Source organism: Paracoccus actinidiae, assembly GCF_030863885.1.
In the GTDB taxonomy this organism is placed as follows: Bacteria; Pseudomonadota; Alphaproteobacteria; order Rhodobacterales; family Rhodobacteraceae; genus Paracoccus; species Paracoccus everestensis.
Genome location: NZ_CP132956.1, coordinates 372,015 through 397,151 on the forward strand (window position 1 = coordinate 372,015; position 25,137 = coordinate 397,151).

Annotated in this window: 27 protein-coding genes; 18 read left to right on the forward strand and 9 right to left on the reverse strand. The window is 62.5% G+C overall.

The features are described from left to right. Positions 1-42: 42 nt before the first annotated feature. The 7 genes from Q5701_RS01915 (at position 43) to Q5701_RS01945 (ending at position 6,180) form a co-directional block, all read left to right on the forward strand. Complete coding sequence (locus Q5701_RS01915) at positions 43-666, forward strand: phosphatase PAP2 family protein (protein WP_306753470.1); 624 nt, start codon at positions 43-45, stop codon at positions 664-666. Continuing rightward, complete coding sequence (locus Q5701_RS01920) at positions 656-961, forward strand: hypothetical protein (RefSeq protein ID WP_306753471.1); 306 nt, start codon at positions 656-658, stop codon at positions 959-961. The genes Q5701_RS01915 and Q5701_RS01920 overlap by 11 nt, the downstream gene beginning before the upstream one ends. 108 nt (positions 962-1,069) lie before the next feature. Continuing rightward, the gene (locus Q5701_RS01925) at positions 1,070-1,594 is read left to right on the forward strand and encodes a 2Fe-2S iron-sulfur cluster-binding protein (protein WP_234854409.1); all 525 of its coding nucleotides are present in this window, start codon (positions 1,070-1,072) and stop codon (positions 1,592-1,594) included. Further along, the gene (locus Q5701_RS01930) at positions 1,591-2,559 is read left to right on the forward strand and encodes an FAD binding domain-containing protein (RefSeq protein WP_306753472.1); all 969 of its coding nucleotides are present in this window, start codon (positions 1,591-1,593) and stop codon (positions 2,557-2,559) included. Before Q5701_RS01925 ends, Q5701_RS01930 begins: the two co-directional genes overlap by 4 nt. Beyond that, entirely contained in the window at positions 2,556-4,736 is a 2,181-nt protein-coding gene (locus Q5701_RS01935) for a xanthine dehydrogenase family protein molybdopterin-binding subunit (protein ID WP_306753474.1), read from the forward strand. Before Q5701_RS01930 ends, Q5701_RS01935 begins: the two co-directional genes overlap by 4 nt. Continuing rightward, complete coding sequence (locus Q5701_RS01940; protein ID WP_306753476.1) at positions 4,733-5,656, forward strand: XdhC family protein; 924 nt, start codon at positions 4,733-4,735, stop codon at positions 5,654-5,656. The genes Q5701_RS01935 and Q5701_RS01940 overlap by 4 nt, the downstream gene beginning before the upstream one ends. Continuing rightward, positions 5,653-6,180: a nucleotidyltransferase family protein gene (locus Q5701_RS01945; protein WP_306753477.1), complete on the forward strand. Its 528-nt coding sequence runs from the start codon at positions 5,653-5,655 to the stop codon at positions 6,178-6,180. The genes Q5701_RS01940 and Q5701_RS01945 overlap by 4 nt, the downstream gene beginning before the upstream one ends. A gap of 12 nt (positions 6,181-6,192) precedes the next feature. Here Q5701_RS01945 and Q5701_RS01950 read toward each other — a convergent pair whose 3' ends face one another. The 7 genes from Q5701_RS01950 to Q5701_RS01980 all read right to left on the reverse strand — a co-directional run bounded on the left by Q5701_RS01950 (position 6,193) and on the right by Q5701_RS01980 (position 13,426). After that, complete coding sequence (locus Q5701_RS01950; protein ID WP_306753478.1) at positions 6,193-7,077, reverse strand: ParB/RepB/Spo0J family partition protein; 885 nt, start codon at positions 7,075-7,077, stop codon at positions 6,193-6,195. Further along, positions 7,077-7,859 (reverse strand): ParA family protein, encoded by a 783-nt coding sequence (locus Q5701_RS01955; RefSeq protein WP_306753479.1) that lies wholly within the window; start codon positions 7,857-7,859, stop codon positions 7,077-7,079. Before Q5701_RS01955 ends, Q5701_RS01950 begins: the two co-directional genes overlap by 1 nt. Continuing rightward, positions 7,849-8,442: a 16S rRNA (guanine(527)-N(7))-methyltransferase RsmG gene (gene rsmG, locus Q5701_RS01960; protein ID WP_306753481.1), complete on the reverse strand. Its 594-nt coding sequence runs from the start codon at positions 8,440-8,442 to the stop codon at positions 7,849-7,851. Before rsmG ends, Q5701_RS01955 begins: the two co-directional genes overlap by 11 nt. Further along, the gene (gene mnmG, locus Q5701_RS01965) at positions 8,439-10,298 is read right to left on the reverse strand and encodes a tRNA uridine-5-carboxymethylaminomethyl(34) synthesis enzyme MnmG (RefSeq protein WP_306753483.1); all 1,860 of its coding nucleotides are present in this window, start codon (positions 10,296-10,298) and stop codon (positions 8,439-8,441) included. Before mnmG ends, rsmG begins: the two co-directional genes overlap by 4 nt. A 9-nt stretch (positions 10,299-10,307) precedes the next feature. Beyond that, complete coding sequence (gene mnmE, locus Q5701_RS01970; RefSeq protein ID WP_306753484.1) at positions 10,308-11,573, reverse strand: tRNA uridine-5-carboxymethylaminomethyl(34) synthesis GTPase MnmE; 1,266 nt, start codon at positions 11,571-11,573, stop codon at positions 10,308-10,310. 10 nt (positions 11,574-11,583) lie between these two features. Next, a complete protein-coding gene (rho, locus tag Q5701_RS01975) occupies positions 11,584-12,855 on the reverse strand; it encodes a transcription termination factor Rho (protein ID WP_234854424.1) in 1,272 nt (423 codons plus the stop codon). Between the two features lie 127 nt (positions 12,856-12,982). Then, a complete protein-coding gene (locus Q5701_RS01980) occupies positions 12,983-13,426 on the reverse strand; it encodes a CopD family protein (RefSeq protein ID WP_306753485.1) in 444 nt (147 codons plus the stop codon). A gap of 460 nt (positions 13,427-13,886) precedes the next feature. Between Q5701_RS01980 and Q5701_RS01985 the strand changes: the two genes are divergently transcribed. Genes Q5701_RS01985 through Q5701_RS02000 form a run of 4 tightly spaced genes read left to right on the forward strand, consistent with a single transcriptional unit; the run spans position 13,887 to position 16,965 of the window. Beyond that, complete coding sequence (locus tag Q5701_RS01985; RefSeq protein WP_306753486.1) at positions 13,887-14,738, forward strand: shikimate dehydrogenase; 852 nt, start codon at positions 13,887-13,889, stop codon at positions 14,736-14,738. After that, positions 14,735-15,322 carry a dephospho-CoA kinase gene (gene coaE / locus Q5701_RS01990; protein WP_306753487.1) on the forward strand — a complete coding sequence of 196 codons (588 nt, stop codon included), beginning with the start codon at positions 14,735-14,737 and terminating at the stop codon, positions 15,320-15,322. Before Q5701_RS01985 ends, coaE begins: the two co-directional genes overlap by 4 nt. After that, on the forward strand, positions 15,315-16,016 hold the full coding sequence (gene dnaQ, locus Q5701_RS01995) for a DNA polymerase III subunit epsilon (RefSeq protein WP_306753488.1): 702 nt from the start codon (positions 15,315-15,317) through the stop codon (positions 16,014-16,016). Before coaE ends, dnaQ begins: the two co-directional genes overlap by 8 nt. 58 nt (positions 16,017-16,074) lie before the next feature. Further along, complete coding sequence (locus tag Q5701_RS02000) at positions 16,075-16,965, forward strand: YihY/virulence factor BrkB family protein (RefSeq protein WP_234855862.1); 891 nt, start codon at positions 16,075-16,077, stop codon at positions 16,963-16,965. Between the two features lie 30 nt (positions 16,966-16,995). On the opposite strand, the gene Q5701_RS02005 is transcribed toward Q5701_RS02000, so the two are convergent. Next, positions 16,996-17,802, reverse strand: a complete 807-nt coding sequence (locus tag Q5701_RS02005) for a response regulator (protein ID WP_306753489.1) — start codon at positions 17,800-17,802, stop codon at positions 16,996-16,998. Positions 17,803-17,899: 97 nt separating this feature from the next. Here Q5701_RS02005 and Q5701_RS02010 point away from each other — a divergent pair, with 97 nt between their 5' ends. The 7 genes from Q5701_RS02010 to Q5701_RS02040 are packed head-to-tail and all read left to right on the forward strand — an operon-like array spanning position 17,900 to position 24,518. Further along, the gene (locus Q5701_RS02010) at positions 17,900-18,046 is read left to right on the forward strand and encodes a NepR family anti-sigma factor (protein WP_234854434.1); all 147 of its coding nucleotides are present in this window, start codon (positions 17,900-17,902) and stop codon (positions 18,044-18,046) included. A 44-nt stretch (positions 18,047-18,090) separates the two neighbouring features. After that, positions 18,091-18,657 carry an RNA polymerase sigma factor gene (locus Q5701_RS02015; RefSeq protein WP_234854436.1) on the forward strand — a complete coding sequence of 189 codons (567 nt, stop codon included), beginning with the start codon at positions 18,091-18,093 and terminating at the stop codon, positions 18,655-18,657. 9 nt (positions 18,658-18,666) lie between these two features. Next, positions 18,667-20,448: a sensor histidine kinase gene (locus tag Q5701_RS02020; protein ID WP_306753490.1), complete on the forward strand. Its 1,782-nt coding sequence runs from the start codon at positions 18,667-18,669 to the stop codon at positions 20,446-20,448. A gap of 40 nt (positions 20,449-20,488) precedes the next feature. Next, positions 20,489-21,169 carry a paraquat-inducible protein A gene (locus Q5701_RS02025; RefSeq protein ID WP_306755508.1) on the forward strand — a complete coding sequence of 227 codons (681 nt, stop codon included), beginning with the start codon at positions 20,489-20,491 and terminating at the stop codon, positions 21,167-21,169. A 26-nt stretch (positions 21,170-21,195) separates the two neighbouring features. Next, on the forward strand, positions 21,196-21,834 hold the full coding sequence (locus Q5701_RS02030; protein WP_306755509.1) for a paraquat-inducible protein A: 639 nt from the start codon (positions 21,196-21,198) through the stop codon (positions 21,832-21,834). A gap of 7 nt (positions 21,835-21,841) precedes the next feature. Continuing rightward, a complete protein-coding gene (locus tag Q5701_RS02035) occupies positions 21,842-23,884 on the forward strand; it encodes a PqiB family protein (RefSeq protein WP_306753491.1) in 2,043 nt (680 codons plus the stop codon). A 1-nt stretch (position 23,885) separates the two neighbouring features. After that, the gene (locus Q5701_RS02040; RefSeq protein ID WP_234854441.1) at positions 23,886-24,518 is read left to right on the forward strand and encodes a PqiC family protein; all 633 of its coding nucleotides are present in this window, start codon (positions 23,886-23,888) and stop codon (positions 24,516-24,518) included. Positions 24,519-24,584: 66 nt separating this feature from the next. On the opposite strand, the gene Q5701_RS02045 is transcribed toward Q5701_RS02040, so the two are convergent. Next, complete coding sequence (locus Q5701_RS02045; RefSeq protein ID WP_306753492.1) at positions 24,585-25,049, reverse strand: hypothetical protein; 465 nt, start codon at positions 25,047-25,049, stop codon at positions 24,585-24,587. Positions 25,050-25,137 lie beyond the last annotated feature (88 nt).

Genomic DNA, 25,137 nt, shown 5'->3' on the forward strand with positions numbered 1-25,137 from the left:
TCCCGCCCCGGAACCGCCCCTCGTTCCCGCCGTTACGAAGGCATGTCACACACAACCGATCCCCCGGACCATCCCGCCCCCCAAACCGAGGGGTTGGAGCGGATGGATGTCGAGGCAGCGGCATCGGCCGCCCGGCACCGCCATCATCCCGTGGTCCAAACCCTTGGCACGGCCAGCGAACTGGCCGATCAGATCCCGTTGGCCCTGGTCTGCGGCGCGGTCATCGCGGGCGGGCTGGTCAGCGGGCGGCCCCATATCGCGCGCACGGGAATGCGGATGATGGCGGCCCATATCCTGGCGAATGTCGTCAAGCGCCGGATCAAGAACCGCCTGCGCCGCACCCGCCCCGAGGAAATCGTCAAGGACCGCGATTATGCTTTCGAGGTGGGGGAAAGCGAGGGCGGGCATGACACATCCTTCCCGTCGGGCCATACCGCCGGGGCAGTCGCGGTGGCGGCGGTTGTGGTGCGCGACGTGCCGCCCCTGGCCCTGCCCGCAAGCATTGCCGCGGCACTGGCATCCGGCGTGCAGATCCCGCGCGCCAGACATTACCCGGTCGACGTGGTCGCCGGTGCGGCGCTTGGCCTGACCGCCGCTCGCCTGGTCGATCTGCTGCTGCCGGACGCCCCCAACCCCCGATCACAGGAAAAACATCATGTCGGATAATGCCACAACGACCATCTCGGCCGTCTTTCAGACCCGCGAAGCCGCCGATTACGCCATCGAACATCTGGTGCAGCAGCATGGCCTGAACCGCGCCGACATCTTTGCCGAGGCGCAGGGTGACGATAACACCGCCGGCACCCGCCCTTCCGGCGGGGATGCGAACAAGGGTGACACGCCATCCGAACCGGCGCTGCAAGGGGCGGTGAAGGTGTCCGCCGATGCAAGCCGGGACACCGCGGATCTGGTGCGGGCCACGTTCCAGGAAATGGGCGGCCAGGACATCACCGCGCGTTGATCGCCCCAAACCGCCTGCCGGGAAAGCGACGGACGCATGGAACGTCCGGCCCGGCTGGCGGTTGAGGCCTGCCACCAGCCAGCCCAGATGCCAGCAACCGGGGGATTCATGCAGATAACACTTCACCTCAACGGCGCCGCCCATGCCCTGGACGTGGATCCGCGCACCACGCTTTTAGACGCATTGCGCCATCACCTGGGGCTGACCGGCACCAAGAAGGGCTGCGACCATGGGCAATGCGGCGCCTGCACGGTGCTGATGGACGGGCGCCGCGTCAATTCCTGCCTGACGCTGGCCTGCATGGCGGAAGACGCGCAGATCACCACCATCGAGGGTCTGGGCAGCCCGGATCGCCTGTCGCCCTTGCAGCAGCAGTTCCTGGACCACGACGGCTTCCAGTGCGGCTATTGCACGCCGGGGCAGATCTGTTCGGCCACGGCAATGCTCGAGGAGATCGCGGCAGGCTGGCCCAGCCACGCGTCGGAAACGCTGGACGGGCCCTTTGACCTGTCCCATGCCGAGATCGCCGAGCGGATGAGCGGCAACCTGTGCCGCTGCGCGGCCTATTCCAACATCGTCGCCGCCATCCGGCAGGCGGCAGGCACGACCGACCGGCGCGAGGACGCGGCATGAGGGAATTCACCTTTCACCGCGCGGCATCGGTGGCGGACCTGCCCGCCGGTGCCACGATCATCGCGGGCGGCACCAACCTGCTGGATCTGATGAAGCTTGAAGTGATGGCGCCGAACGCCATCGTGGATATCACCCGGCTGGATCTGGATCGGGTGGAATCAGATGGGCCAGGGCTGCGCATCGGCGCCCTTGTGAAAAACAGCGACCTGGCCGCGCATCCGGCGGTGCGGCGCGATTATCCGGTCCTGTCGCGCGCCCTGCTGGCAGGGGCCAGCGGGCAGTTGCGCAACATGGCGACCACCGGCGGCAACCTGATGCAGCGCACGCGCTGTCCGTATTTCTATGACCGCCGCATGGCCTGCAACAAGCGCGACCCCGGCGCGGGCTGTTCGGCCATTGGCGGGGTGACGCGCAACCATGCGATCCTGGGGGCGTCGGAACATTGCATCGCTACATATCCCGGCGACATGGCCGTAGCCCTGCGCGCGCTTGACGCCGTTGTGGACATTGACGGCCCCGCGCCGCGCCAGGTGCCGCTGGCCGATTTCCACCTGCTGCCGGGCGACACGCCGCATATCGAAACCGTGCTGCGCCCGGGCGAGATCATCACCGGCGTCACCCTGCCCGCCCCCATGGGCGGTCAACAGCGCTACCGCAAGGTGCGGGATCGGGCATCCTATGCCTTTGCCCTGGTGTCGGTCGCGGCGGTGATTGTCATGGACGGAAACCGCATCGGCCATGCCGCCCTGGCCTTTGGCGGGGTCGCCGCAAAGCCGTGGCGCGACCCGGATGTCGAGGCGATGCTGGTGGGCCAGGAACCCTCGGACGCGCTGTTCGCGCAGGCGGCGGACATCCTGCTGCGTCCTGCGAAAGCCTGGGGCGAGAACCAATTCAAGATACCCTTGCTACGCCGCACCCTGATCGCCACGCTGCGCGACGCCTCCGGACTGGAGGCCACGGCATGACCGCCACACGTCACCTGCGGGTCGATGGCCCGAACCATGACAACCGCTTGGACCACATGGCCCAAGGCGTGCTGGGCCAGCCCCTGAACCGGCTGGAAGGGCCGTTGAAGGTAACAGGCCGTGCCGCCTATGCCGCCGAGGCCCGTCCCGAAAGCATGGCTTACGGCGTGCTGGTCCAGGCCGCCATCCCGGCAGGCAAGGTGCTGGACATCGGCGATGCCCCCGGCGCTCTTGCTGTGATCCAAGACAAGCGCATGGTCCGCTATGCCGCGCAGGGCATGGACGAAAAAGGTCCGACATCCGGGCCCGATCAGGTCGAATACATGGGCCAGGCCATCGCCCTGGTCGTGGCCGACACGTTCGAGGCTGCACGCCACGCCGCCCAGAACATCGCCATCCGCTATGCCCCCGAGACAGTGCCGGTCATCCCGGAATCGGTCACGCCGGAACTGCCGCCGAAAAAGCAGTCGGCTGCGGGCAACGTGGACAAGGCCATGCGGGACGCGGCCCATACCCTGGACCAGATCTGGCACACACCCTCGCAGATGTCAGCCGCTATGGAGCCCCACGCCGCCATTGCCGAATGGGACGGGAACAGCGTCACCATTCGGGCGGGCCTGCAAATGCTGTCGTCGAACCGCAAGCAGATGGCTGATGCCCTTGGAATCCGGGAAAGTCGCGTGCGGTTGCTGGCCCCTTATGTCGGCGGCGGCTTCGGATCCAAGCTGGGCATCAATGCCGAGGCCGTGGCAGCCGCAATCGCCGCCAAGCAATTGGGCCGGCCCGTAATGGTCGCGATGACCCGCCAGCAGGTCTTCGACCTGGCCCATCGCCGGTCGGAAACGCGCCAGCGGATCCGTCTGGCCTGCGATGCCGACGGCCATCTGACCGGCATCGGCCACGACGTCCTGGTATCGACCTTGCCCAGCAGCGAGTTTACCGAACCTGTTGCACAGGCGACGCCCTTTACCTATGAGGCGGCGCATCGCCAGGTCGTTCATGCCGTGGCCCGCATTCATCGCGGATCCGCCGGATCGGTGCGCGCGCCAGGCGAGGCAGTGGGCGTCACTATTTTCGAATGCGCCATGGACGAACTGGCCGAAACCGTTGGCATCGACCCGGTGGACCTGCGCCTGCGCAACATCCCCGATGTCGAACCCACCACGGATCGACCCTTTTCCAGCCACAAGCTGGCCGAAGCCCTGCGCGACGGCGCCCAACGGTTTGGTTGGTCCGCCCGCAAGCCCATGGGGCAGCGGGTGGACGGCGAATGGTGTATCGGCATGGGCATGGCCGCGGCGGTGCGGGTGAATATGCTGGTGGAATCCCGCGCACGCGTCACCCTGATGCAGGACGGCCATGCCATTGTCGAAACCGACATGACCGATATCGGAACCGGCACCTATACGATCCTGGGCCAGCTTGCCGCCGAGATGCTGGGCCTGCCCCCCGACCGGGTCGAGGTCCGGTTGGGCGATACGGATTTCCCGCCGGCCTCGGGGTCGGGCGGATCCTTTGGCGCGGCGTCCAGCGGAAATTCGGTGTATCTTGCCTGCGAGGAGATCCGCACGAAAATCGCCAAGGCGATGCGCTGCGACGAAGGTGATCTGACCCTGCACAATGGCATGGCCCGGGCAGGGAACGTATCAAAGCCCCTGTCCGACCTGGTCAAGGGCCAGATCGTCGCCGAGGGTCACCTGCAGCCCGGCAAGACCGAAAAGTCCCATCGTCAGGCCACCTGGGGCAGCCACTGGGCCGAGGTGGCCGTGAACCGCTGGACCGGAGAGGTGCGGGTCCGCCGCATGATGGGCGTCTTTGCCTGCGGGCGGGTGCTGAACGAAAAGACCGCCCGGTCGCAATGCCTGGGCGGCATGACCTTCGGCATCGGCATCGCCCTGACCGAGGCCCTTGAACACGACCCCCGCGACGGCCATGCCGTAAGCCGCGACCTGGCGGAATACCACATCCCCACCCATGCGGACGTCCCCGCGCTGGAGGTGCATTTCCTGCCGGAACGCGATGCCTATGTCGGGCCGCTGCAGGCCAAGGGCTTGGGGGAACTGGGCATCTGCGGGGCGGGTGCTGCGGTGCTGAACGCCATCCACAACGCTTGTGGCGTCCGGGTGCGCCAGCTTCCGGCAACACCGGACAAGATCATCGCGGGGCTGGAGGGATGATGCAGACCGCAGCCTTTTCTGCGGCAGATGATGCGGTCGGCGATCCGCTGGCCGCAGCACTGGGTTGCGACCATCCGGTTCTGGCGATCATTACCGCAATCACCGGACCCTCCTATCGCCCACTGGGCGAGATAATGGCTTTTTGCGGCGACCGGCATATCGGATCGCTAAGTTCCGGCTGTATCGAGACGGACGTGGCCCGCCATGCCCGCGCGGCGCTGCGTGACGGCCCCACCCGTCTGCATTATGGCGAGGGTTCGCCCTGGTTCGACCTGCGCCTGCCCTGCGGCGGCGGGCTGGAGGTCACCTTGATCCCCCGTCCCTGCCCTGCCCTTCTTGCCGATGTTGCCGCGGCGCGTGCGGCCCGGCGACATATCGCGCTATGCATCACCCCGGATCTGCACCTGCAACGCTGCGACCCAGGGCCGACGGGTCCGATGCCGAACGGTTTCCGTATCGCCCTGACGCCTCCGCCGCGCTTCCTGATCTTCGGCCAAGGCCCCGAGGCGTCGATCTTTGCCAATCTGGTCCGGGCGGCAGGCTATCCTCATCTGGTCCTGGCCCCTGACCGCCAAACCCTGTCGCAGGCCGAGGCTCAGGGTTCCCCCACCCGCCTGCTGCATTGGCCTGCCCTGCCCGCGGACCTGGACATCGACGACCGCAGCGCCGTCGTGCTGTTCTTCCACGATCACGACTGGGAACCACCGATCTTGGCCCGCGCGCTGAATTCCCCTGCCTTTTATATCGGCGCCCAAGGGTCGCGGCGCGCCCGCGAAATCCGCATGGACCGCTTGCGTCAGCTTGGCGTCACAAACGGCTTGGATCGCCTGCACGGTCCGATTGGCCTGATCGGGTCGGCTCGCGATCCCCGCGTGCTGGCGGTGTCTGTCCTGGCCGAGGTTCTGGGACAGGCGTCTTGACCACGGTCGTGCTGCTGGCCGCAGGGGCATCGCGCCGGTTCGGCAGCGCCTGCAAATTGCAGTCCCTGTACCGCGGAAAGCCTTTGGTCCGTCATGCAGCGGAAGCTATCCTTGCAACCGGTTTTCCAGCCCTGGCTGTAACCGCAGATCCGGCAGTCGAGGCTTTGTTACCAGAATTTCGGATTATCCGCAGCATCGGTCCCCAATCACACTCTTTGCAAGCAGGCTTGGCCGAGGTAAGGGATGATTGCGCCTTGGTGGTCTTGGGCGATATGCCCCATGTCGATGCTGCTCTGTTGCGCCGCATTGCCGCATCACCCGCGCCTGCTGCGGCAAGCGATGATGACCGCATCACACCGCCAGCCAGCATCCCGCGATCCTTGTTTGCCGATATCGCACGTTTGTCAGGCGACCAAGGTGCCGCATCGGTCCTACGAACCCGAAGCGACCTTTATCGCATCCCGGTCCCCAAGGGAACTTTGGCGGATATAGATACCCAAGAAGATATCTATTTACTTCAATAGCTTGCCCTGATCCTATCGACCCAGAAGCTGGCAAAGCCGGTCAAGTTCCTCAAGGTCTCGATACCCGATCGTGACGGTTCCGCCCCCATTGGATCCGTGGTCGATGGTCACCGACATTTTCAACTGGGCAGACAGATCCGCTTCCAAGGCCCGGGTGTCGGCATCCTTGCTGGTTTTCCTGCCCACTTTAGGGCTATCCGTAGTGGCCTTGCCTTGCTTTCGCACAAGATCTTCGGTTTCACGCACAGACAATGTGTTGTCGATCACCCGCCGAGCCAAGGCCAAGGGATTATCCGCTGTAATCAAGGCGCGGGCATGACCCGCCGTCAGCTTGCCATCCTTGACATAGTCCTGGATCTGATCAGGCAGGCTCAGCAGCCGCAGCAAATTGGCGATATGGCTGCGGCTTTTGTTCAAGGCCTCGGCCAGTTTCTCCTGCGTGTGGCCGAACCGGTCCATCAGCTGGCGAAAGGAGGCGGCTTCCTCGATGGCGTTCAGATCCGCACGCTGGATGTTTTCGATAATGGCGACTTCCAGAACCTCGGTGTCCGACAGATCTCGGATGATGACCGGCAGTTCGTGCAGTTGCGCCATCTGAGCCGCACGCCAGCGGCGTTCACCGGCGACGATCTGAAAAAGGCCGTCATCCTGGGGGTGCTTGCGCACGATCAACGGCTGCAAAACCCCTCGCTGACGCAATGAGTCCGCAAGTTCCTGCAGGGCCCCATTGTCGAAGTGTCGCCGAGGCTGGTCAGGGTTTGCAGTGATCTGCTCGATAGGAACCATCGTGCGGTCCTTGACCGGCTTCGCCTCGGCCGGTCCGTCCAAGTCCAGATCGGCCATCAGGGCGGACAAACCGCGGCCCAGACCACGCTTGGCAAGTTTGCTGTCGGACATCAGGCTTCCTCCTTTGCCAGTTTCAGGCGCACTGCGAATTCAGTCGCGAATTGACGATAGGCGGCGCTTCCCTTGGATGAGGGATCGTACAACAACACCGGCTGCGCGAAGGAAGGCGCCTCGGACACACGCACATTGCGCGGAATAACCGTGGTAAAAACAAGATCACCCAAGGTGGCGCGAGCATCAGCCTCGACTTGTTGCGACAGGTTGTTGCGGTAATCAGACATGGTCAACAGGACGCCATTCACGCGGAGGTTTGGATTGCCGCCTTGCCGGACGTGCTTGACCGTGGACAGCAGCTGGGAAAGACCTTCAAGAGCATAGAATTCCGCCTGCAACGGCACCAGCACGGCATCGGCGGCAACCATGGCATTGACGGTCAACAAACCCAAAGCCGGCGGGCAGTCGATCAGAACAATGCTGTCACTTGCTGCCTGATCCAACTTGCGCTTCAAAAGACGCGTGCGATCCTTGACCTGCGACAAGTCTACATCTGCCGATGACAGATCCGAGGTGGCAGGCACTATGGACAGGTTCGGAATGTCGCTGTCGATAATGCAGTCAGTCAGCAGATCCGTGCCAGCCAGCAGATCATACACTGTTTTGCGTCGTTGCTCGACATTGATCCCCAACCCGGTTGAGGCATTGCCCTGCGGATCCAAGTCGATCAGGATGGTCCGATGGCCATCCATAGCCAAGGCCGCGCCCAAATTGATGGCTGTTGTGGTCTTCCCTACCCCACCTTTCTGGTTTGCAATGGCAACGACGCTATGCGCCATGTTTGACCCCGCTTATTTCCAGTATCGCCGCACCATCCTGCGTCTTGCTCGGGTGGGCAGTATAGTCGAAGGACGAAGCCTTCATGGCTTCTTCTACCTCTGTCCGCCATTGACGGCCTTTCATGAGAAAAGCTGTTCCAGACGGTGCAAGGTGAAGATCAAGATATGCCATAAGCTCACTCAAAGGAGCAAGAGCGCGCGCACTGACATATTCAGCGTTCAACGGCGGCACCGCATCGATTCTTTGAGACAGAACGGTTACCTTGGTCAACTCGGTTTCACGAACAACGGCACGCAAAAACGCAGCCTTTCGTTGATCACTCTCAACCAGAATAAATGTGGTCGCCCTGTCTGCGAAGGCAATTGCTATGATCAACCCGGGCAGGCCCCCACCACTTCCCAAGTCGGCCCAAACGCCTCCTTCAGGATTTGCGAGATGTGTCAGTTGCAATGAGTCCTTGATGTGTCGAGCTTCAAGATCATTTAGAGTTGAAGGGGCTACCAAATTGATGCGAGGATTCCACCGCTGCAGCATGGATTTGTAAACTTCCAAGCGCCCGGTTGTTTCACGTGAAACAGTCATGCCTGCTTCCTGGCCGATATGCGAGTAGCAGTAAGCAGCAGGGTCAAGGCGGCGGGTGTCATACCTTCAATTTTTGCAGCAGCAGCCAGGGTCGCTGGTCGGATTGCCATCAGCTTAGCGGTAAGTTCACCAGACAACCCAGATAATATAGAGTAATCAAAGTCATACGGAAGGTGAACTCCTTCGTCGTTGCGGAGCAACTCCGCATCCCTCGCCTGCCTGTCCGTATATCTATGATACAAGGCATCGTTTCTGATTTGCTGCAGGGTCTCCGGTTGAATCCGGGACAATGGCGGGAAAACCGCCACTAACTTTTCCAAAGAAATGTCAGTCTGACCCAAAAGACTGAAAACAGACCGCTGTTGTCCATCCTGGCTGACCGTGATGCCAGCTTTCGTTAATGCAGTAGGCGCGAAGGTTGCTGCCTCCAATTCTGATCTTGCTGAGTCGTAGCGAGCTTGGCCTTCTTCAAAGGCAAGGCGCCTTTCCTCCCCCACGCACCCAAGTCTAAGACCAAGCGGCGTCAGCCTCTGATCGGCATTGTCTGCGCGCAGCGTCAGCCTGAATTCTGCACGTGACGTAAACATCCGGTACGGCTCAGTCACGCCCTTGGATGTCAGATCATCAATCATGACTCCGATATAGCTTCCGGTACGGCTAAAAACTGCAAGCTCCCGGTCTTGCGCCGCATATGCAGCATTTAGCCCTGCGATCAAGCCCTGTGCAGCGGCTTCTTCATATCCGGTGGTGCCATTGATTTGCCCCGCAAGATAAAGGCCGTCGACATTCTTCACGCCTAGAGTCGCTGCCAAGGCGCGTGGATCGACATAATCATACTCGACAGCGTAGCCTGGCTGGAGGATATCTGTATGCTCCAACCCTTTTATTGAACGAACATAATCCAATTGCACATCGGCAGGAAGCGAAGTTGAAATCCCGTTGGGATATACCGTATCGTCACTCAGTCCTTCAGGTTCAAGAAAGATCTGATGTGAATCTTTTTCTGCGAAGCGAACCACCTTGTCTTCTATTGAAGGACAGTAGCGAGGCCCCTTGCCAGAGATGTGTCCACCGTACATTGCGGAACGAGACAAGTTTCTGGTAATGATGTCGTGGGTGCGCTGATTGGTGTGCGTAATTCCGCAAGCAATTTGGGGCGCTGCTACAGTTCGGCTTAGATAAGAAAAAAGTACAGGGTCACTGTCTCCCCACTGTTTTTCAAGACTAATCCAGTCAATTGTCCGACCAGCCAAGCGTGGGGGCGTGCCAGTCTTGAGGCGGCCAAGAGGCAGGTCAAAGCGCATCAAGGACTTTGCCAGGCTGTTTGACGCCTGATCACCCCAACGGCCCGCCGGTCGGGTGACATCTCCAATGTGGATTGTTCCATTCAAGAAAGTACCCGTTGTAAGGACCACCGAACGTGCAGAGAGAACAGTGCCGTCTGCCAGTTCAATACCAGTAACTTTGTCATCTGGCCCAACAAGCGACGCAACCTCCGAAAAAACCAATTCAAGATTTGGCTGGCGCGATATAGTCGCGAAAGCAGCTCTACGATATAGATGACGATCCATCTGGGCACGCGGCCCCTGAACCGCAGGTCCTTTTTTCCGATTAAGAAGTCTGAACTGAATTCCCGCTTGATCAGCCAATCGCCCCATCAAACCGTCCAAGGCGTCGACTTCCCTGACCAAATGACCCTTGCCAAGGCCACCAATAGCCGGGTTGCAGGATAAGGTGCCGATGTCTTCACGGCGCATCGTAACGAGAACTGTGCTTGCGCCGACTCGTGCCGAGGCGGCCGCTGCTTCCAAGCCAGCGTGCCCTGCACCAATAACTAGCACGTCGTATTGTTTCACGTGAAACACCTATTTTCCAATGCAGAAGGACGTAAAGATAACATCCAAGTAGTCCTCAGCACCGATTCTGCCAAGTAAACGATTCAACGAAACAGCAGATTGTCGGATGTTTTCCGCCAAAAACTCAGGCGGAAGGTCCTCAATGCCTGTCAATGCTGTGACTGCCTCCATCAAGGCAGTAACCTGTCGTTGATGACTAACCAAAGCAGCGTTAGAAGTGCGATCAGAAAGTGTTTCAAAGATCTGGTCAAGCAACAAGTCCAGACCCTGGCCTGTCAGAGCAGATACGCTCAGACCCTTCCTGGTTGCATTCAAATCAGATTTACTGGCGACTGCCAGGTCGCCGTCTTGCCACAATATCGTGTCAATTACCCCACTTGGAGACAGATGCACCCGCAGATCCGCCGCACTCGCTCTGTCGCGCGCGCGGACAATTCCGAGACTTTCGACGTAATCCTGAACATCTCGAAGTCCGGCTGTATCCAACAAGGTCACTGCCAGGCCGCGCAGATCAATCCGCAGTTCAATGATATCGCGAGTCGTCCCGGCAACATCCGACACCAAAGCTACCTCTCGCCGGGCAATACGATTGATTAGGCTGGATTTTCCAGCGTTCGGCGGACCAATGATTGCCACCTCGAAGCCATTGCGGATACGTTCTGCAGCGGAATAGCCTTGGATCTGCTCCTCAAGTTCCCGCCGGAAGGTGGCAAGCAGATCGAACACCTCGACTGGGACGTCTTCAGGAACGTCTTCATCGGCAAAATCAACGCTGCTTTCGACCAAGGCACCAGCCCGGATCAGCAAGGAACGCCATCCATCCGCCTTACGGGCCAGCTCGCCTTGGCTCATCCGAAGTGCCAGACGACGCTGCGATTCAGTTTCGGCGGCAAGAAGATCGCCCAGACCCTCGACTTCGGACAGATCCATCTTGCCATTCAGGAAGGCTCGGCGTGTGAATTCTCCCGCTTCTGCCAAGCGTAATCCCTGGCTTGCAAGGACGTGACCCAAGCGTCTGACAATGACCGGTGCACCGTGCAAATGAATCTCGGCCACTTCTTCGCCGGTATAACTATGTCCCGCTTCGAACCACATCACCAGGGCGCGATCCAGAATCTCGCTTTCCTCGCAGATGTTACGCAGGTAAGAATAACGCGAGCGCGGCAAGGGTCCTGCCAAGCGTTCGGCCGCCAACTTCGCGCCATCCCCGCTGATCCGAATAATGGAAACGCCACCCCGCCCGGGCGGAGTGGCTTCGGCAAAGATCAAGTCCATGGCTGCCTCGTCAGGCGTTCATTGAATCGAAGAATTCCGCGTTGGATTTCGTCTGCTTCAGTTTCGAGATCAGGAATTCGATGGCGTCCGTCGTGCCCATCGGGTTCAGGATTCGCCTCAGCAGATAGGTTTTCTGCAAGTCCTTCGAATCGACCAGTAATTCTTCCTTGCGGGTGCCAGACTTGAGGATATCCATCGCCGGGAAGACGCGCTTGTCGGCCACCTTGCGGTCAAGGACGATCTCGCTGTTACCGGTGCCTTTGAACTCCTCGAAGATCACCTCGTCCATGCGCGATCCAGTATCGATCAGCGCCGTCGCGATGATGGTCAGCGATCCGCCTTCCTCGATATTGCGCGCCGCGCCAAAGAACCGCTTGGGCCGCTGCAAGGCGTTCGCATCCACGCCCCCCGTCAGAACCTTGCCCGAACTGGGGACAACGGTATTGAACGCCCTACCAAGTCTTGTGATAGAATCAAGCAAGATAACAACATCTCGTTTATGCTCGACAAGGCGCTTGGCTTTTTCGATCACCATTTCCGATACCGCGACGTGGCGGCTGGCCGGTTCGTCAAAGGTCGAGGACACGACCTCACCCTTGACCGACCGCTGCATGTCGGTCACCTCTTCGGGACGCTCGTCGATCAGCAGCACGATCAGATAGCATTCCGGATGGTTGCGCGCGATGGAATGGGCGATGTTCTGCAACAGCACCGTCTTGCCGGTACGAGGAGGAGCCACGATCAGCGACCGCTGCCCCTTGCCGATTGGCGATACCAGGTCAATGATCCGGGCCGAGCGGTCCTTGGTCGTCGGATCCTCGATTTCCATCTTCAACCGCTCGTCGGGGTAAAGCGGCGTCAGGTTGTCGAAGGCGACCTTGTGGCGGGCCTTTTCGGGATCTTCGAAATTGATCCGCTCGACCTTGGTCAGCGCGAAATAGCGTTCGTTTTCGCCAGGCGCGCGGATCACGCCCTCGACCGTGTCGCCGGTGCGCAGGGCGTGCTGGCGGATCATGTCGGGGCTGACATAGATGTCATCGGGACCGGGCAGATAGTTGGCGGCGGTGGACCGCAGGAAGCCAAAACCGTCCTGCACGACCTCCAGCACGCCGTCGCCGCCGATGTCGAACCCTTCCTCGGCGTGCTCCTTGAGGATCGAGAACATCATCTCGCCCTTGCGCATGGTCGAGGCGTTCTCGATCTCCCATTCCTCGGCCAGGGACAGGAGTTCGGCCGGGCTTTTGGCCTTGAGTTCGGACAGGTTCAGGCGTTCTTCGGACATGATGGCACCGCAATCCCGCGCAGCATGGCCACACGGCTGGTCAGATGGGAATCGGGAAACCCCGGGCCGGACGGCCGGGCTTGTGCGTCACATAGACAGGCCCGCCGCCTGAGTCAATCTTTGCAGGTCAGAACTTGACGATCACAGACAGCACGATCACTGCCATCAGCAGCGTCGGCACCTCGTTCATCATGCGATAGCGCCGTCCCAGGTGGCCCCTGCCCGCCACCAGGGCACGCCGCTGACCCGCGCACCACATATGAAACCAGGTCATGCCCAGGACACCGGCGGCCTTGGTCCAGGGCCAGACCATCGACCAGTCGACGATGCCGGGTGTCAGGACCAGTGTCAGTCCGCTGAGCCAAGTGGCGATCATCGCCGGGTTCATGATCAGGCGCAGCAGCTTGTCTTCCATGATGGTGAAGCTGCCTGCAGGTTCGGGCGTCCCGCCCCGTTCCGCGTGATAGACGAACAACCGTGGCAGATAGAACAACCCTGCCATCCAGGAAATCACCGCCATGACGTGAAACGCCTTGGCATAGGGATAGATCACCAAAAGCCAATCCAGCATCGCTGTTCTTCTTCTTAAATAGAAAGAAAGATAAAGGATGATGTTGATGTAGGGCCTGTGGACAGTGGGATAAAGCAGAAATCCCAAGATTCGCCCCCGGATCTGCCGGATGTGGATAATTCCGGGACGAAGGTGTCAAAAAAAGAAATAGTCATTATTTGTCAGCGTTATAAGATGTGGATAAATCTGTGGAGACAGTTGTTGTTGCGTGTTTTTCCACAGATCCGCCGGCGCAGATCCGGCAGTTATGCACCTGGGGGCGTATCGCGGCTGTTCGACGGATGTTCCGGTCCGGTTTTGGCCACCTGCCCCTGCCCCGGATCCTGCCCCCATGATTCGACCCGATTCCCCCCGGCTGTTATCCACAGCCCTGCTGGCGCACTGGCCATCTTGTTGCAAAAGGGCGCTTTTTTTCATGGCCGCCAGGATTTAGGGTGAAGCGAGCCAAGGGATGCCCGCCATGACCGACGATCAGCCAAGCCACCCTGCCCCTGTTCCACTTGCCGGGGTGATCGGAATGCCAATTGCCCATTCCCGGTCGCCCCGCCTGCACGGCCACTGGCTGCGCCGCTATGGCATTGCCGGTCACTACATCCCCATGCCCGTCATGCCCGAACACCTGGCCGAGGTTCTGCGCGCCTTGCCCCGGCTGGGCTTCGTGGGGATCAACGTCACCATTCCCCATAAGCAGGCCGTGCTGACCCTGGCCGATGCCGTGACTGATCGTGCGGCGCTGATCGGGGCGGCCAATACGCTGATCTTCCGACCGGACGGCAAGATCCATGCGGACAATACCGACGGCTATGGCTTCGTGGCCAACCTGCGCCAGAACGCGCCCGGCTGGCAGGCTGATGCCGGACCCGCCGCCGTGATCGGCGCGGGGGGCGCCGCACGGGCAGTTGTGGCCTCGCTTCTGGACAGCGGCGTCAAGGAACTGCGGATCACCAACCGGACCCGCATCCGGTCGGAACAGATCAAGGCCGAGTTCGGTGCGCGCCTGATTGTCTATGACTGGGCACAGGCGGGCAATATGCTGCAAGGCGCCGCCACTGTCGTGAACGCCACATCCCTGGGGATGGAGGGAAAGCAGCCCCTGCGCGTGCCGCTGGACGCCTTGTCGCCGGACGCCTTAGTCACGGATCTGGTCTATACGCCGTTGATGACGCCCTTTCTGCTAGAGGCGCAGGCGCGGGGATGCCGGGTGGTCGATGGGTTGGGAATGCTGCTGCATCAAGCAGCCCCCGGGTTCGAACGCTGGTTCGGCCGCCGGCCAGAGGTTGATGACGAAACCCGCCGGGTGGTTCTGGAATGACCTTTCGCCTGGGCCTGACCGGCAGCATCGGCATGGGCAAATCCACGACCGCGCAAATCTTTCACGACCTGGGACATCCGGTCTGGGACGCCGATGCCGCGGTCCATCGCCTTTATGCGCCGGGCGGCGCGGCGGTCGGCCCGGTAGCCGTGGCCTTTCCGGCGGCCCTGCGGGATGGCGGCATCGACCGTGCCGCGCTGAAATCCGCGATTGCTGACGACCCGGCGGCACTGGACCACCTGTCGGCCATCGTTCATCCCCTTGTCGCGGCGGATCGCGAGGCCCATGTCGCCTGCCATGCGGACGCGCCCTTGGTCGTTCTGGATATTCCGCTGCTGTTCGAAAACGGGTATCAGGCGCAGATGGACGGCGTGGCGGTGGTGTCCACCGATGCGCAAACCCAGCGGCGGCGGGTGATGGCCCGACCGGGGATGACAGAAGATCTGCTGGCCCTGATCCTGTCGCGGCAGATGCCCGATGCGGAAAAACGGGCGCGGGCCGATTGGATCATTCCAACCGACAGCCCAGAAGGCGCCCGCCAGGCCGTCGAGGACATTGTGAAGGAGATCGCCGCCCGTGCGTGAGATCGTGATGGATACCGAAACCACGGGTTTCGACGCGGACAAGGACGACCGCATCGTCGAAATCGGCGGGATCGAGCTGGTGAACCACTTGCCCACTGGACGGGTTTTCCATGTCTATATCAACCCCGAACGCCCCATGCCCAAGGACGCATTCGAAGTGCATGGCCTGGGCGATGACTTCCTGCGCGACAAGCCGAAATTCGCCGATATTGTCCAAGGCTTCGTGGATTTCATCCGCGACGACGCGCGCTTGGTGATCCACAATGCCAGCTTCGACATGAAATTCCTGAATGCCGAATTCCGCCGCCTGGGCCGCCCTGCCCTGCCCTGGTCGCGTGCCTTGGACACCTTGGCCCTGGCGCGGGAAAAATTTCCCGGCTCGCCCGCGTCGCTGGACGCGCTGTGCCGCCGCTTTGGCGTGGACAACTCCAACCGGCAGCGGCACGGGGCGCTGCTGGACAGCGAATTGCTGGCCGAGGTTTATCTGGAACTGATCGGCGGCAGGCAGCCCGACCTGGTGCTGGACCAGCCCCGCGACAGCGTTGCCAGCGCCGGGCCGCAAGGTGGCACCGGCACCCGCGCCGCGCGCCGCGCGCCATTGCCTCCGCGCCTGACCCCGGCCGAGTCCGCGGCCCATGCCGAATTTGTCGCAGGGCTGGGCGAAAGCGCGATCTGGGCACGCTATACAGGTTGACAGATCCGCTTGCCGGTGACGCCATGGTGCTGGGCCGATCACAAGGGCGAAGGTGCCGATGCTGACCATGCTGCGCGAGATCTGGGCCTTTGTGGCGGCGGTTCTGGAACGCATGGACAAGATCCACATGGGCCTGATCGCCGCAGGCGTGGCTTTCTACGCCATGTTCGCGGTCTTTCCGGGCCTCGCCGCCATTATCGCCCTGTGGAGCCTTTGGTTCGATCCGAACGTGATCACGGCCTATCTGGATGTGGCGCATGAATTCCTGCCCGATGGCGCCGCAGATCTGATTGACGCGCAGATTATGTCGCTGACCTCGGCGGGCAGCACCTCGGTCGGGTGGGCATCTTTCGTGTCCTTCATGGTGGCCACCATTGCCGCCCGTGCCGGGGTCGAGGCTGTGGTGGGCGGCCTCAATGCGGCCTATGGGGTGCGGTCCCATTCAACGGTCTTCGGCTTTGTGCTGGCCTATGGGCTGACGCTGGCCATCGTGGGCATATCGCTGGCGGGACTGGCGACCATCGTCCTTGTGCCCATCCTGCTGAATTTCCAGGTTTTCGAACAGGTGCGCGGCTGGCTGGTGGCCGGCCTGCCCTGGGGCGCGATGTTCATCCTGGTGATCCTGGGGATCGGCATCCTGTATCGCTATGGGCCGAACGTGAAAACGCCGCGCACGCCGGTCTTTACCTGGGGGGCGGTCTTTGCGGCCTTCTTATGGGCCGTGGCCTCGGTCGCCTTTTCGGCCTATCTGAGCAGCTTCAACAGCTATAACCGGATCTATGGCTCGATCGGCACGGTGGTGGCCCTGCTGATGTGGTTCTATCTGGCCGGGTTTTCGGTCTTGCTGGGGGCGTTGATCAATGTCGAACTGGCCCGCCGCCGCCGCGTCCGCGCCGCCCGAGAGGCGCGCGCATCCCTGCTGGCGGATGTGAAAAAGGCGGCGGAATGATCCGCCGCCCTTGGTCGAAGGATCGCCCCTTCAGGCCGCGTCCAGCCCCTCGGTCGAGGCGAAGAACATCGCCTGGCTGACGGCGGACCGCACCTGCTCCTCGGAATAGGGCTTCGAGATCAGGAAGGCCGGTTCTGGCCGTTCGCCGGTCAGCAGCCGTTCAGGGAAGGCGGTGATGAAGATCACCGGGATGTCGCCCAGGTCGCGCAGCAGTTCGTTGACCGCGTCGATGCCGGAGGATCCGTCGGCCAGCTGGATATCGGCCAGGATCAGATCTGGGCGGCTCTGGGCGGCCAGCTCGATGGCGGCGGTATGGGTGCGCGCCACGCCCGTGACCTCGTGGCCCATGGACTGGACGATGCCCTTCAGGTCCATGGCGATGATCATCTCGTCCTCGATCACCATGACCTTGCCGCGCAAGGTCGCGCTCATTTCCGACAGGGCGATCCCGACCAGTTCCTCAGCCTCGGCCTGGTCGATCTGCATGACGCGGGCGATCTGGTCGTAACGCAGTTCCTCGATCGTGCGCAGCAGCAAGGCCTCGCGGGAATTGGCGGTCAGGCCGCGCAGATGATCCTGCGCACGCGACTCGCGCGCGGTGCGGTCGCCGTCCTCGATCGGTTGGCCGGAACTCTGCCAGATGGCATGAAAGGTGCGGAACAGGCCGAGGCGGGTATCGTCCTCGGCCTCCAGCACCGAGCGATCCGACAAGATCGCCTCCAGGGTGGCTGCGGCATAGTTGTCACCAGCACGCTGGCTGCCGGTCAGCGCACGCGCGTAACGCCGCAGGTAGGGCAGCTCGCGCCCGATCGACTGGGCAAGGTCGGCAGACGACATGTTTCACATCCTTCGAATTTCACATATTGCGCGGAACCTATCCCAACCCCTACAGGTTGGACAACGTGCGCACAAGATTTCCGGGACTAACAAAATAATGACACCGAAGCGAGATGACCGTCGCAAGGCGGCAGTCGAAAAGCAGATTGACGAGAATTTGCGTCGGGCCTTTGAACAGGACACGACCGAACAGATTCCCGACCGTTTTCTGGCCCTTCTTGAACAATTGCGCGACCAGAAGTGACTCATTTGCAAAAGCGACAAAGCGCGGCGGTGGACGGTGACAGAATGAAGACTCCTGCAACGACGGATCCGCGCGACCAGTTGGTGGACCATTTGCCCGCCCTGCGCGCCTTTGCCTTGTCGTTGACGCGCGAAGGCGCAGGCGCCGACGACCTGGTCCAGGACACCATCGTCAAGGCCTGGACCAACATGGACAAGTTCCAGGCCGGCACAAACCTGCGGGCATGGCTGTTCACCATCCTGCGCAACACCTTCTATTCCGCGCGCCGCAAGACCAAGCGAGAGGTCAGTGACACCGACGGCATCCATGCCGCGCGCCAGGCCACGCGTCCCGATCACGACGGGCGCCTGGCGCTCAAGGATTTCCGCGCGGCCTTCCAGCAACTGCCCGACGAGCAGCGGGAAGCGCTGATCCTAGTCGGTGCGTCCGGCTTTTCCTATGAGGAAGCGGCAGACATGACCGGCGTGGCCATCGGCACCGTCAAGTCACGGGCCAATCGCGGGCGGCGTAAGCTGGCCGAACTGCTGCACATGGAAAACGGTGAGGATCTGGACATGACCGATCAGGCGACCCTGGCCGTGATGGCCTCCAGCCACACCATCGCCCGCTAGGATACGCCGGTGCTCCGGCGGATCAGCGATCGGCTGGATTTCACGCGCAAGCTGGGGTTCCGGCTGGGTGCCCTTTTGTCGGTCGCGATCCTTCCGCTTGGCCTGATCTCGCTGATCCAGAACTTCAACCTGGTTCGAGAGGCCGAGCGTGGGGTTGAACTGGCCCTTCTGGGTCGCACGTCATCGGCTGCGGCGGGGGAACGGGCGTTGCTGCAAAGCGCCCTTGGCTCGGCCGACGCGCTTGGTCCGGCGGTGCTGGAATCGCTGGACCGACCGCAGCTTTGCGCCGATCTGATGCGCAATTTCATCGAACGCAGCGCGACCTATGTTTTTGCGGGCTTTGTGCCGCTGGACGGGATCAGTTCCTGCACCTCGTCCCCCCAGGACGCGCCTGTCGATTTCACCCCCTCGGAAGGCTATAAAAGGTTCATCGCCGCACCGGGCACGCTGGTCACGTCGCTGGACAGGGGAACAGTCACCCAGCGGTCCGTCGTCTTGGTCATGCAACCCTTGTATCGCAACGGGCAGTTGCTGGGCTATATCGGCCTTTCCCTGACGAACGAGCTTTTGCGCTCCACCCACAATACCACCTTCGGCACCGAAGGCGCGCGGATCGTGACCTTCAACCAACGGGGCGAAATCCTGACATCGGACAGCGATGCCCAGGTTTCGACCCAGGATATCCTGCCGCAGAACATGGACTTGGCCGACCTTCTGTCCCGGACAGAGACGACCTTCAAGGCGCGTGCGGGCAACGGGCAGACGCGAATGTTCGCCGTGGTTCCCGCCGTGCCGGGCCTGGTTTACGCGCTTGGAAGCTGGTCGCCCAAGACCGCCAGCGTGGGGCTGTTCCAGATTTCCCGACTGGGCGCGGTGACGATCCCCATGGCCTTGTGGCTGGTGTCGCTTGCCGTCGCCTATTTTGCGGTGTTCCGCATGGTCTTGCGCCATATCAGCGTTCTGCGCAGCCAGATGCGCCGCTTTGCCATCGGCAACCGGTCCGAACCACCCCCCGTCCTGACCGATGCCCCGACCGAGATTTGCGATGTCAGCCAGACCTTTCACAACATGGCCCGCATCCTGATCCGCGACGAGGAAGCGATGGAGGAAGCGGTCGCCGAAAAGACCGTCCTGCTGAAAGAGGTTCACCACCGGGTCAAGAACAACCTCCAGCTGATCGCCTCGATCATCAACATGCAAAGCCGGGTGATCGACGATCCCGATGCCAAGCGTGTCCTGCGCTCGGTCCAGGACCGGGTGGCGGCCTTGGCGACGATCTATCGCAACCTGTATCAGGCCGAGCACCTGGATGCGGTCGAGGCCGGGCGGCTGATCCAGGACATCGTCAACCAGATGGTCAGCGCATCCATGGAACCGGGCAGCGGCTTGCGGATCGAAACGCAGATCGAGACGCTGGTCCTGTTGCCCGATCAGGCCGTGCCCTTGTCGCTTCTGGCGACCGAGGCTTTCACCAATGCGCTGAAATATGCAGGTGCCGCCCCTGGCCAGGGCGCGCCCTGGGTCAGGATCAGCCTGACCTCGCCCGCGCCGCGCCGGGGCGTTCTGGAAATCGCCAACTCCATCGACGAAACCGATAAGTCGGGGGGGACCGGGCTGGGCAGCCAGCTGATCGATGCCTTTACGACGCAGCTCGAAGGTCAGGCGACTGCCGGGATGGAAGGCAACAGCTTCCGGCTGCGGCTGGAATTCGCGGTCGAGACCGGGGATGTCGCGGCCGATGGACGCAATGTCGTCCTGACTTCGGCCGCACGGGCCGGGGCCCGGCATTAGGGCGCTTGTGCAAGGCGGCCGGGGCATTATCTTGGAACGCATGGATGCACCCGACACCTTTGATCTGACGACCGGCCGAGGGCTGATGGCCTGTCCGCGCTGCGATGCCCTGCACGTCGAGGAAGAACTGGAACCGGGCGAAACCGTCCGCTGCATCCGCTGCGGCGGGGTGCTGGCCAAGCCGCGCGGGGGGGCGTTCACGCAACTGATCGCCCTGGCATTCACATCGATGGTGCTGATGATGGGGGCAGTGTTCTTTCCGTTTCTGGAAATATCGCGCATGGGATTTGGCAACGCGACATCGCTGTTTGGGGTGGGCATGGCCTTTGCCGACGGGGTGCTGCTGCCCCTGGTGCTGGCGGTCATGGCGATGATCGTCGGCCTGCCGGTCCTGCGGTCCTTTTTGCTGGTCTATACGCTGGCGCCGCTGGCGCAGGGCCGTGCGCCTTATCGCCACGCCGCACGGGCGTTTCGCTGGTCCGAACTGATGCGGCCCTGGTCCATGGCGGAAATCTTCGTGATCGGAACCGCGGTGGCCCTGGTCAAGGTGGCGGGACTTGCGACCGTCCATCTTGGTCCCGCCTTCTGGGCCTTCTGCGCGCTGATCCTGGTCAACCTCGCCTCGCGCGGGTTCATGTGCCAGACGACCATCTGGGATGCGATCGAGGACGCGGGCCTGCATACCGATGGCCGGGAAATGGCCCGGGGGCGCGCCTCGTGACTGTTGACGCGCCGGACGCGCCGATCATGACCGCGCATCGCGCCGGGCTGCTGGGCTGCCGGTCCTGTGGCCGCGTCTGGCCCGAGGGTCAGGAGACCTGCGACCGCTGCGGCGCGGATCTGGTGCCGCCCGACCGGCGCGGCCTGCAAAAGGTCTGGGCCTGGTGGGCGGCGGGACTGATCATGTATGTCCCGGCCAACCTGTTCCCGATGATGCGCACCCAGACATTCGCAGGCCTGCAAGGCAGTTCCGAGGCGACGATCCTGCAAGGCGTGGTCGAACTGATGCATTACGGCAATTACGACATCGCCATCATCGTCTTTGTCGCATCCGTCATCGTGCCCGGGGCCAAGTTCCTGGCGATCGCCTGGCTGGCGACGGTTGCCGGGCGGCCCGCGACCGTGGAACAGGCCCATACCCGCCTAAAAATCTATGAGGTGGTGGAATTCATCGGCCGATGGTCGATGATCGACGTGTTCGTGGTGGCGATCCTGTCGGCGCTTGTGCAACTGGGCTTTGTCGCCTCCATCCATCCCGGTCCTGCCGCCGTGTCCTTCGCGCTGTCTGTTGCCTTCACCATGCTTTCTGCGCAAAGCTTTGATCCAAGACTGATCTGGCGCGGCTTGCCGCTGCGAAGCCGGACGGGGACCGAGGGGCAGGACTGACATCGCGATGACCGACACGCCGCCGCCCCCAAGACCGGCAAGCCCCGTGCGCAAGACGGCCGCGCGCGCCGCCCAGGCCGGGATCAACGTGATCTGGCTTGTTCCGATCATTGCCCTGGTGGTGACGCTGGGCATTGCCTGGAACGCCTATGCCGACCGGGGCGCCGTGATCGAGGTCGAATTTGCCGATGCCACCGGCGTGACGCCCGGCGAAACGGCCCTGCGCTTTCGTGAAATCACCGTGGGCCAGGTCGAATCCGTAAGCTTTACCGCGGATCTGTCCCGCGTGGTGGTCAAGATTCGGGTGGACAAGGACGTCGCCCCTTATATCGACGCCGACGCCTCGTTCTGGATTGTCCGCCCGCAGGTCACGGCCCAGGGGGTCACGCGCCTGGACACGGTCCTGACCGGATCCTTTATCGAGGGATACTGGGACGCAAACGTGGCCGCGCCCCAGGATCGTTTTGTGGGCCAGGATCGCGCGCCCCTGATCCGCGAGGATACACCCGGTACCCAGGTGACGCTGGCGATGGAGAATGCAGACGGCATCAGCGAAGGCGCGCCGGTCCTGTATCGCGGGGTCCAGGTCGGTCGGATGGAAAACATCCGCCTGGCCGGAAGCGAGGATCAGGTCATTGCCGACGCCTTTATCGAGGCGCCCCATGACAAGCGCCTGACCACATCGACCGTGTTCTGGGACACTTCGGGCTTTTCGCTGTCGCTGGGCGCGTCGGGGGTGTCCTTCAGCGTCAATTCGCTGTCTTCGGTCCTGCAGGGGGGCGTGGCTTTCGACACCCTGGTCAGCGGCGGGCGGCCGGTCGAGGGCGGCCATGTCTATACCTTGCAGCCGGACGAGGAAACGGCGCGCAACGACATCCTAGCCAGCGACAATGCCGAACCCCTGCGCATCGCCATGCTGATTGACGATTCCCTGGAAGGCCTGGCCAAGGGCGCGGATGTGCAGTTCCAGGGCCTGCGCGTGGGCCAGGTCACCGATCTGGCCGTGTCGGTGGACGAACCGAGGGGCGAAATCCGACAGATCGTGACCATGGCAATCTCGCCCGCGCGCCTGGGCCTTGCCCAGGATTCCACGCCCGAGGATGCCCTTGCCTTCCTGCAACAGGCCGTGGCCGATGGCTTGCGCGCGCGCGTCGCCAGTGCCGGGTTCCTGGGGACATCGCTGATGGTCGAGCTGGTGGAAATCCCGAATGCCGAACCAGCCAGCTTCAACTTGGACGCCGAACCGAATCCGATCATGCCCTCGGTCCCCGGCGATCTGGACGATTTCAGTGCAAGCGCCCAAAGCTTCTTGTCGCGCATGGGCAGCCTGCCGCTTGAAGACGTGCTGCAATCGGCCACCGACATGATGAACAGCATCACTGCCCTTGCCAGCTCCGACGACACCCGCGCCATTCCCGAAAGCCTGCGGCAGACATTGGACCAGACCCGCGATGCGGCCACCGATATCGGCGGCATGGCCCGCGACCTGCGCGAGGCGGGCACGGCGGAAAACATCGCCCGCCTGGTCGAGGAAGCCGCCGCCGCAGCCGAGGCCGTCAAGCTGGCCGCAACCGATGCCCCCGAGATGGTTGAAAGCATCGACGCCGCCGCCGCTGCGGTCGAGGAGTTCAACTTTTCGGAAATCAGCGCCCAGGCCGAAGGAATCCTGGCCGACCTGCGCGCCATGCTGGGCAGCGAGGATGCCGAGCAACTGCCACGCAATCTGTCAAACACGCTGGAAGCGGCATCGGGCCTGCTGAACGACCTGCGCGACGGCGATGCGGCGGGCAGCCTGAACAATGCCCTGGACAGCGCCAGCACCGCCGCGGATGAAATCGCCACCTCGGTCCAGCGGCTGCCGCAGTTGATCCAGCGTCTCGAGGCGACGGCGGCGCGGGCCGACGGGGTGCTGGCCTCCTATGGCGACCGGTCGGCCTTCAACACCGAGGCGGTCAACATGCTGCGCGAACTGCGCCGCGCGACCGAGGCCTTCGGGTCGCTGGCTCGGCTGATCGAACGCAACCCCCGCGCCTTCATTCTGGGACGATGACATGACCCACAGCCTGCCCCTTGCCCTTGCCTGCCTTGGCCTTCTGGGACTGTCGGCCTGTTCCAACCCGGAAAAGACCGCGCGCTACATCATCGACCCGCCGGTGACGGGGGACCAGGTTCCAAACCGCCTGGGCAGCGCGGAACTGAAGGACGTGTCGCTGCCCGAATATGCGTCGGGGCAAGAGGTGGCCTTCCAGACCGAGGACGGCGCCGTGCGGTCGAACCCGCGCAACCTGTGGGCCGACAACCCGGAACGGGCATTCACCCTGTCGCTGGCCCGCGCGATTTCCGACGCATCCGGTGCGACCGTGATCAGCGAACCCTGGCCCCTGGCCGAACCCCCGCAGCGACGGCTGGAGGTTCGGGTCGAACGCGCCCTCGCCCAGGCCAATGGCACCTATCGCCTGTCCGGGCGCTATTTCGTGTCGGACGAAGGCAGCGGCGGGGCGAACCACGCCCGCAGCTTCGACATTTCCGTGCCCTTGGGAACCACCGGGCCAGAGGCCTCGGCTGCGGCGGCGTCATCGGCCATTGCCATCCTGGCCCGGCAGATCGCCACCCTGTCCGGTCCCGGCCGCACGATTGCCACCTCGGCCGCCGTGGATCCCTTCGCCCTTGATCCGTTGTTCTAGGGCAAGAAATTTGGCGGATGGTGCAAAAACCATCCGCCAAACAACCCGCAAGGGACAGGACACTGGTTACACGGGGGAACTTGGCGGGTTGTCCCGATCCCGGTAATCGCCGGGACGGGGTTCAGGGTTGTCGTGCAGATCGGCCCGCCCCATGACGCGGACGATGACCGGCAGCACGAACTGGTCGAAACAGCTTCGGTCGGGGGCAAAGGCACCGGGACGACCGACGCCTCCGCAGTCTTCGCAATCCTCGATCCTGCCCCAGCAATTTGGGCAGGCACCCAGGGCGCAGGCCAGCATCTCGACATGATCGACAAGAAGCTGGTTTTCCTGCTCGAGCCGGCGAAACGCGGCCCAGGTCGGGCGGTCGGGTTCGGCGAGAGGAGCACCGTTCCCTGACCGCCCTGGCATCACCGTTTCCAGATCGTCGGACAGATGGACCGGCGCATTCCGCGCACCCCCCGGTCCACCGCCCAAAAGCTGAAGCGCGGCGATTACGTTGTTGAAATTCGGAATTGTGTCACCCGGCATGTCGTTCTTCCCTCTTGCTGCTGCCTAGCGAGGCGTCACCCCGTGCGACCGATCATCGGTTACAATGGAAGCAGTATTGGCCCGGGCC

Coding starts and splice junctions, on each gene's coding strand:
- Q5701_RS01915 (WP_306753470.1), top strand. CDS start 43: ATGTCACACACAACCGATCCCCCGGACCATCCCGCCCCCCAAACCGAG.
- Q5701_RS01920 (WP_306753471.1), top strand. CDS start 656: ATGTCGGATAATGCCACAACGACCATCTCGGCCGTCTTTCAGACCCGC.
- Q5701_RS01925 (WP_234854409.1), top strand. CDS start 1,070: ATGCAGATAACACTTCACCTCAACGGCGCCGCCCATGCCCTGGACGTG.
- Q5701_RS01930 (WP_306753472.1), top strand. CDS start 1,591: ATGAGGGAATTCACCTTTCACCGCGCGGCATCGGTGGCGGACCTGCCC.
- Q5701_RS01935 (WP_306753474.1), top strand. CDS start 2,556: ATGACCGCCACACGTCACCTGCGGGTCGATGGCCCGAACCATGACAAC.
- Q5701_RS01940 (WP_306753476.1), top strand. CDS start 4,733: ATGATGCAGACCGCAGCCTTTTCTGCGGCAGATGATGCGGTCGGCGAT.
- Q5701_RS01950 (WP_306753478.1), bottom strand. CDS start 7,077: ATGTCCGACAGCAAACTTGCCAAGCGTGGTCTGGGCCGCGGTTTGTCC.
- Q5701_RS01955 (WP_306753479.1), bottom strand. CDS start 7,859: ATGGCGCATAGCGTCGTTGCCATTGCAAACCAGAAAGGTGGGGTAGGG.
- rsmG (WP_306753481.1), bottom strand. CDS start 8,442: ATGACTGTTTCACGTGAAACAACCGGGCGCTTGGAAGTTTACAAATCC.
- mnmE (WP_306753484.1), bottom strand. CDS start 11,573: ATGGACTTGATCTTTGCCGAAGCCACTCCGCCCGGGCGGGGTGGCGTT.
- rho (WP_234854424.1), bottom strand. CDS start 12,855: ATGTCCGAAGAACGCCTGAACCTGTCCGAACTCAAGGCCAAAAGCCCG.
- Q5701_RS01980 (WP_306753485.1), bottom strand. CDS start 13,426: ATGCTGGATTGGCTTTTGGTGATCTATCCCTATGCCAAGGCGTTTCAC.
- Q5701_RS01985 (WP_306753486.1), top strand. CDS start 13,887: ATGACCGACGATCAGCCAAGCCACCCTGCCCCTGTTCCACTTGCCGGG.
- coaE (WP_306753487.1), top strand. CDS start 14,735: ATGACCTTTCGCCTGGGCCTGACCGGCAGCATCGGCATGGGCAAATCC.
- Q5701_RS02000 (WP_234855862.1), top strand. CDS start 16,075: ATGCTGACCATGCTGCGCGAGATCTGGGCCTTTGTGGCGGCGGTTCTG.
- Q5701_RS02005 (WP_306753489.1), bottom strand. CDS start 17,802: ATGTCGTCTGCCGACCTTGCCCAGTCGATCGGGCGCGAGCTGCCCTAC.
- Q5701_RS02010 (WP_234854434.1), top strand. CDS start 17,900: ATGACACCGAAGCGAGATGACCGTCGCAAGGCGGCAGTCGAAAAGCAG.
- Q5701_RS02015 (WP_234854436.1), top strand. CDS start 18,091: ATGAAGACTCCTGCAACGACGGATCCGCGCGACCAGTTGGTGGACCAT.
- Q5701_RS02025 (WP_306755508.1), top strand. CDS start 20,489: ATGGATGCACCCGACACCTTTGATCTGACGACCGGCCGAGGGCTGATG.
- Q5701_RS02030 (WP_306755509.1), top strand. CDS start 21,196: ATGACCGCGCATCGCGCCGGGCTGCTGGGCTGCCGGTCCTGTGGCCGC.
- Q5701_RS02035 (WP_306753491.1), top strand. CDS start 21,842: ATGACCGACACGCCGCCGCCCCCAAGACCGGCAAGCCCCGTGCGCAAG.
- Q5701_RS02040 (WP_234854441.1), top strand. CDS start 23,886: ATGACCCACAGCCTGCCCCTTGCCCTTGCCTGCCTTGGCCTTCTGGGA.
- Q5701_RS02045 (WP_306753492.1), bottom strand. CDS start 25,049: ATGCCGGGTGACACAATTCCGAATTTCAACAACGTAATCGCCGCGCTT.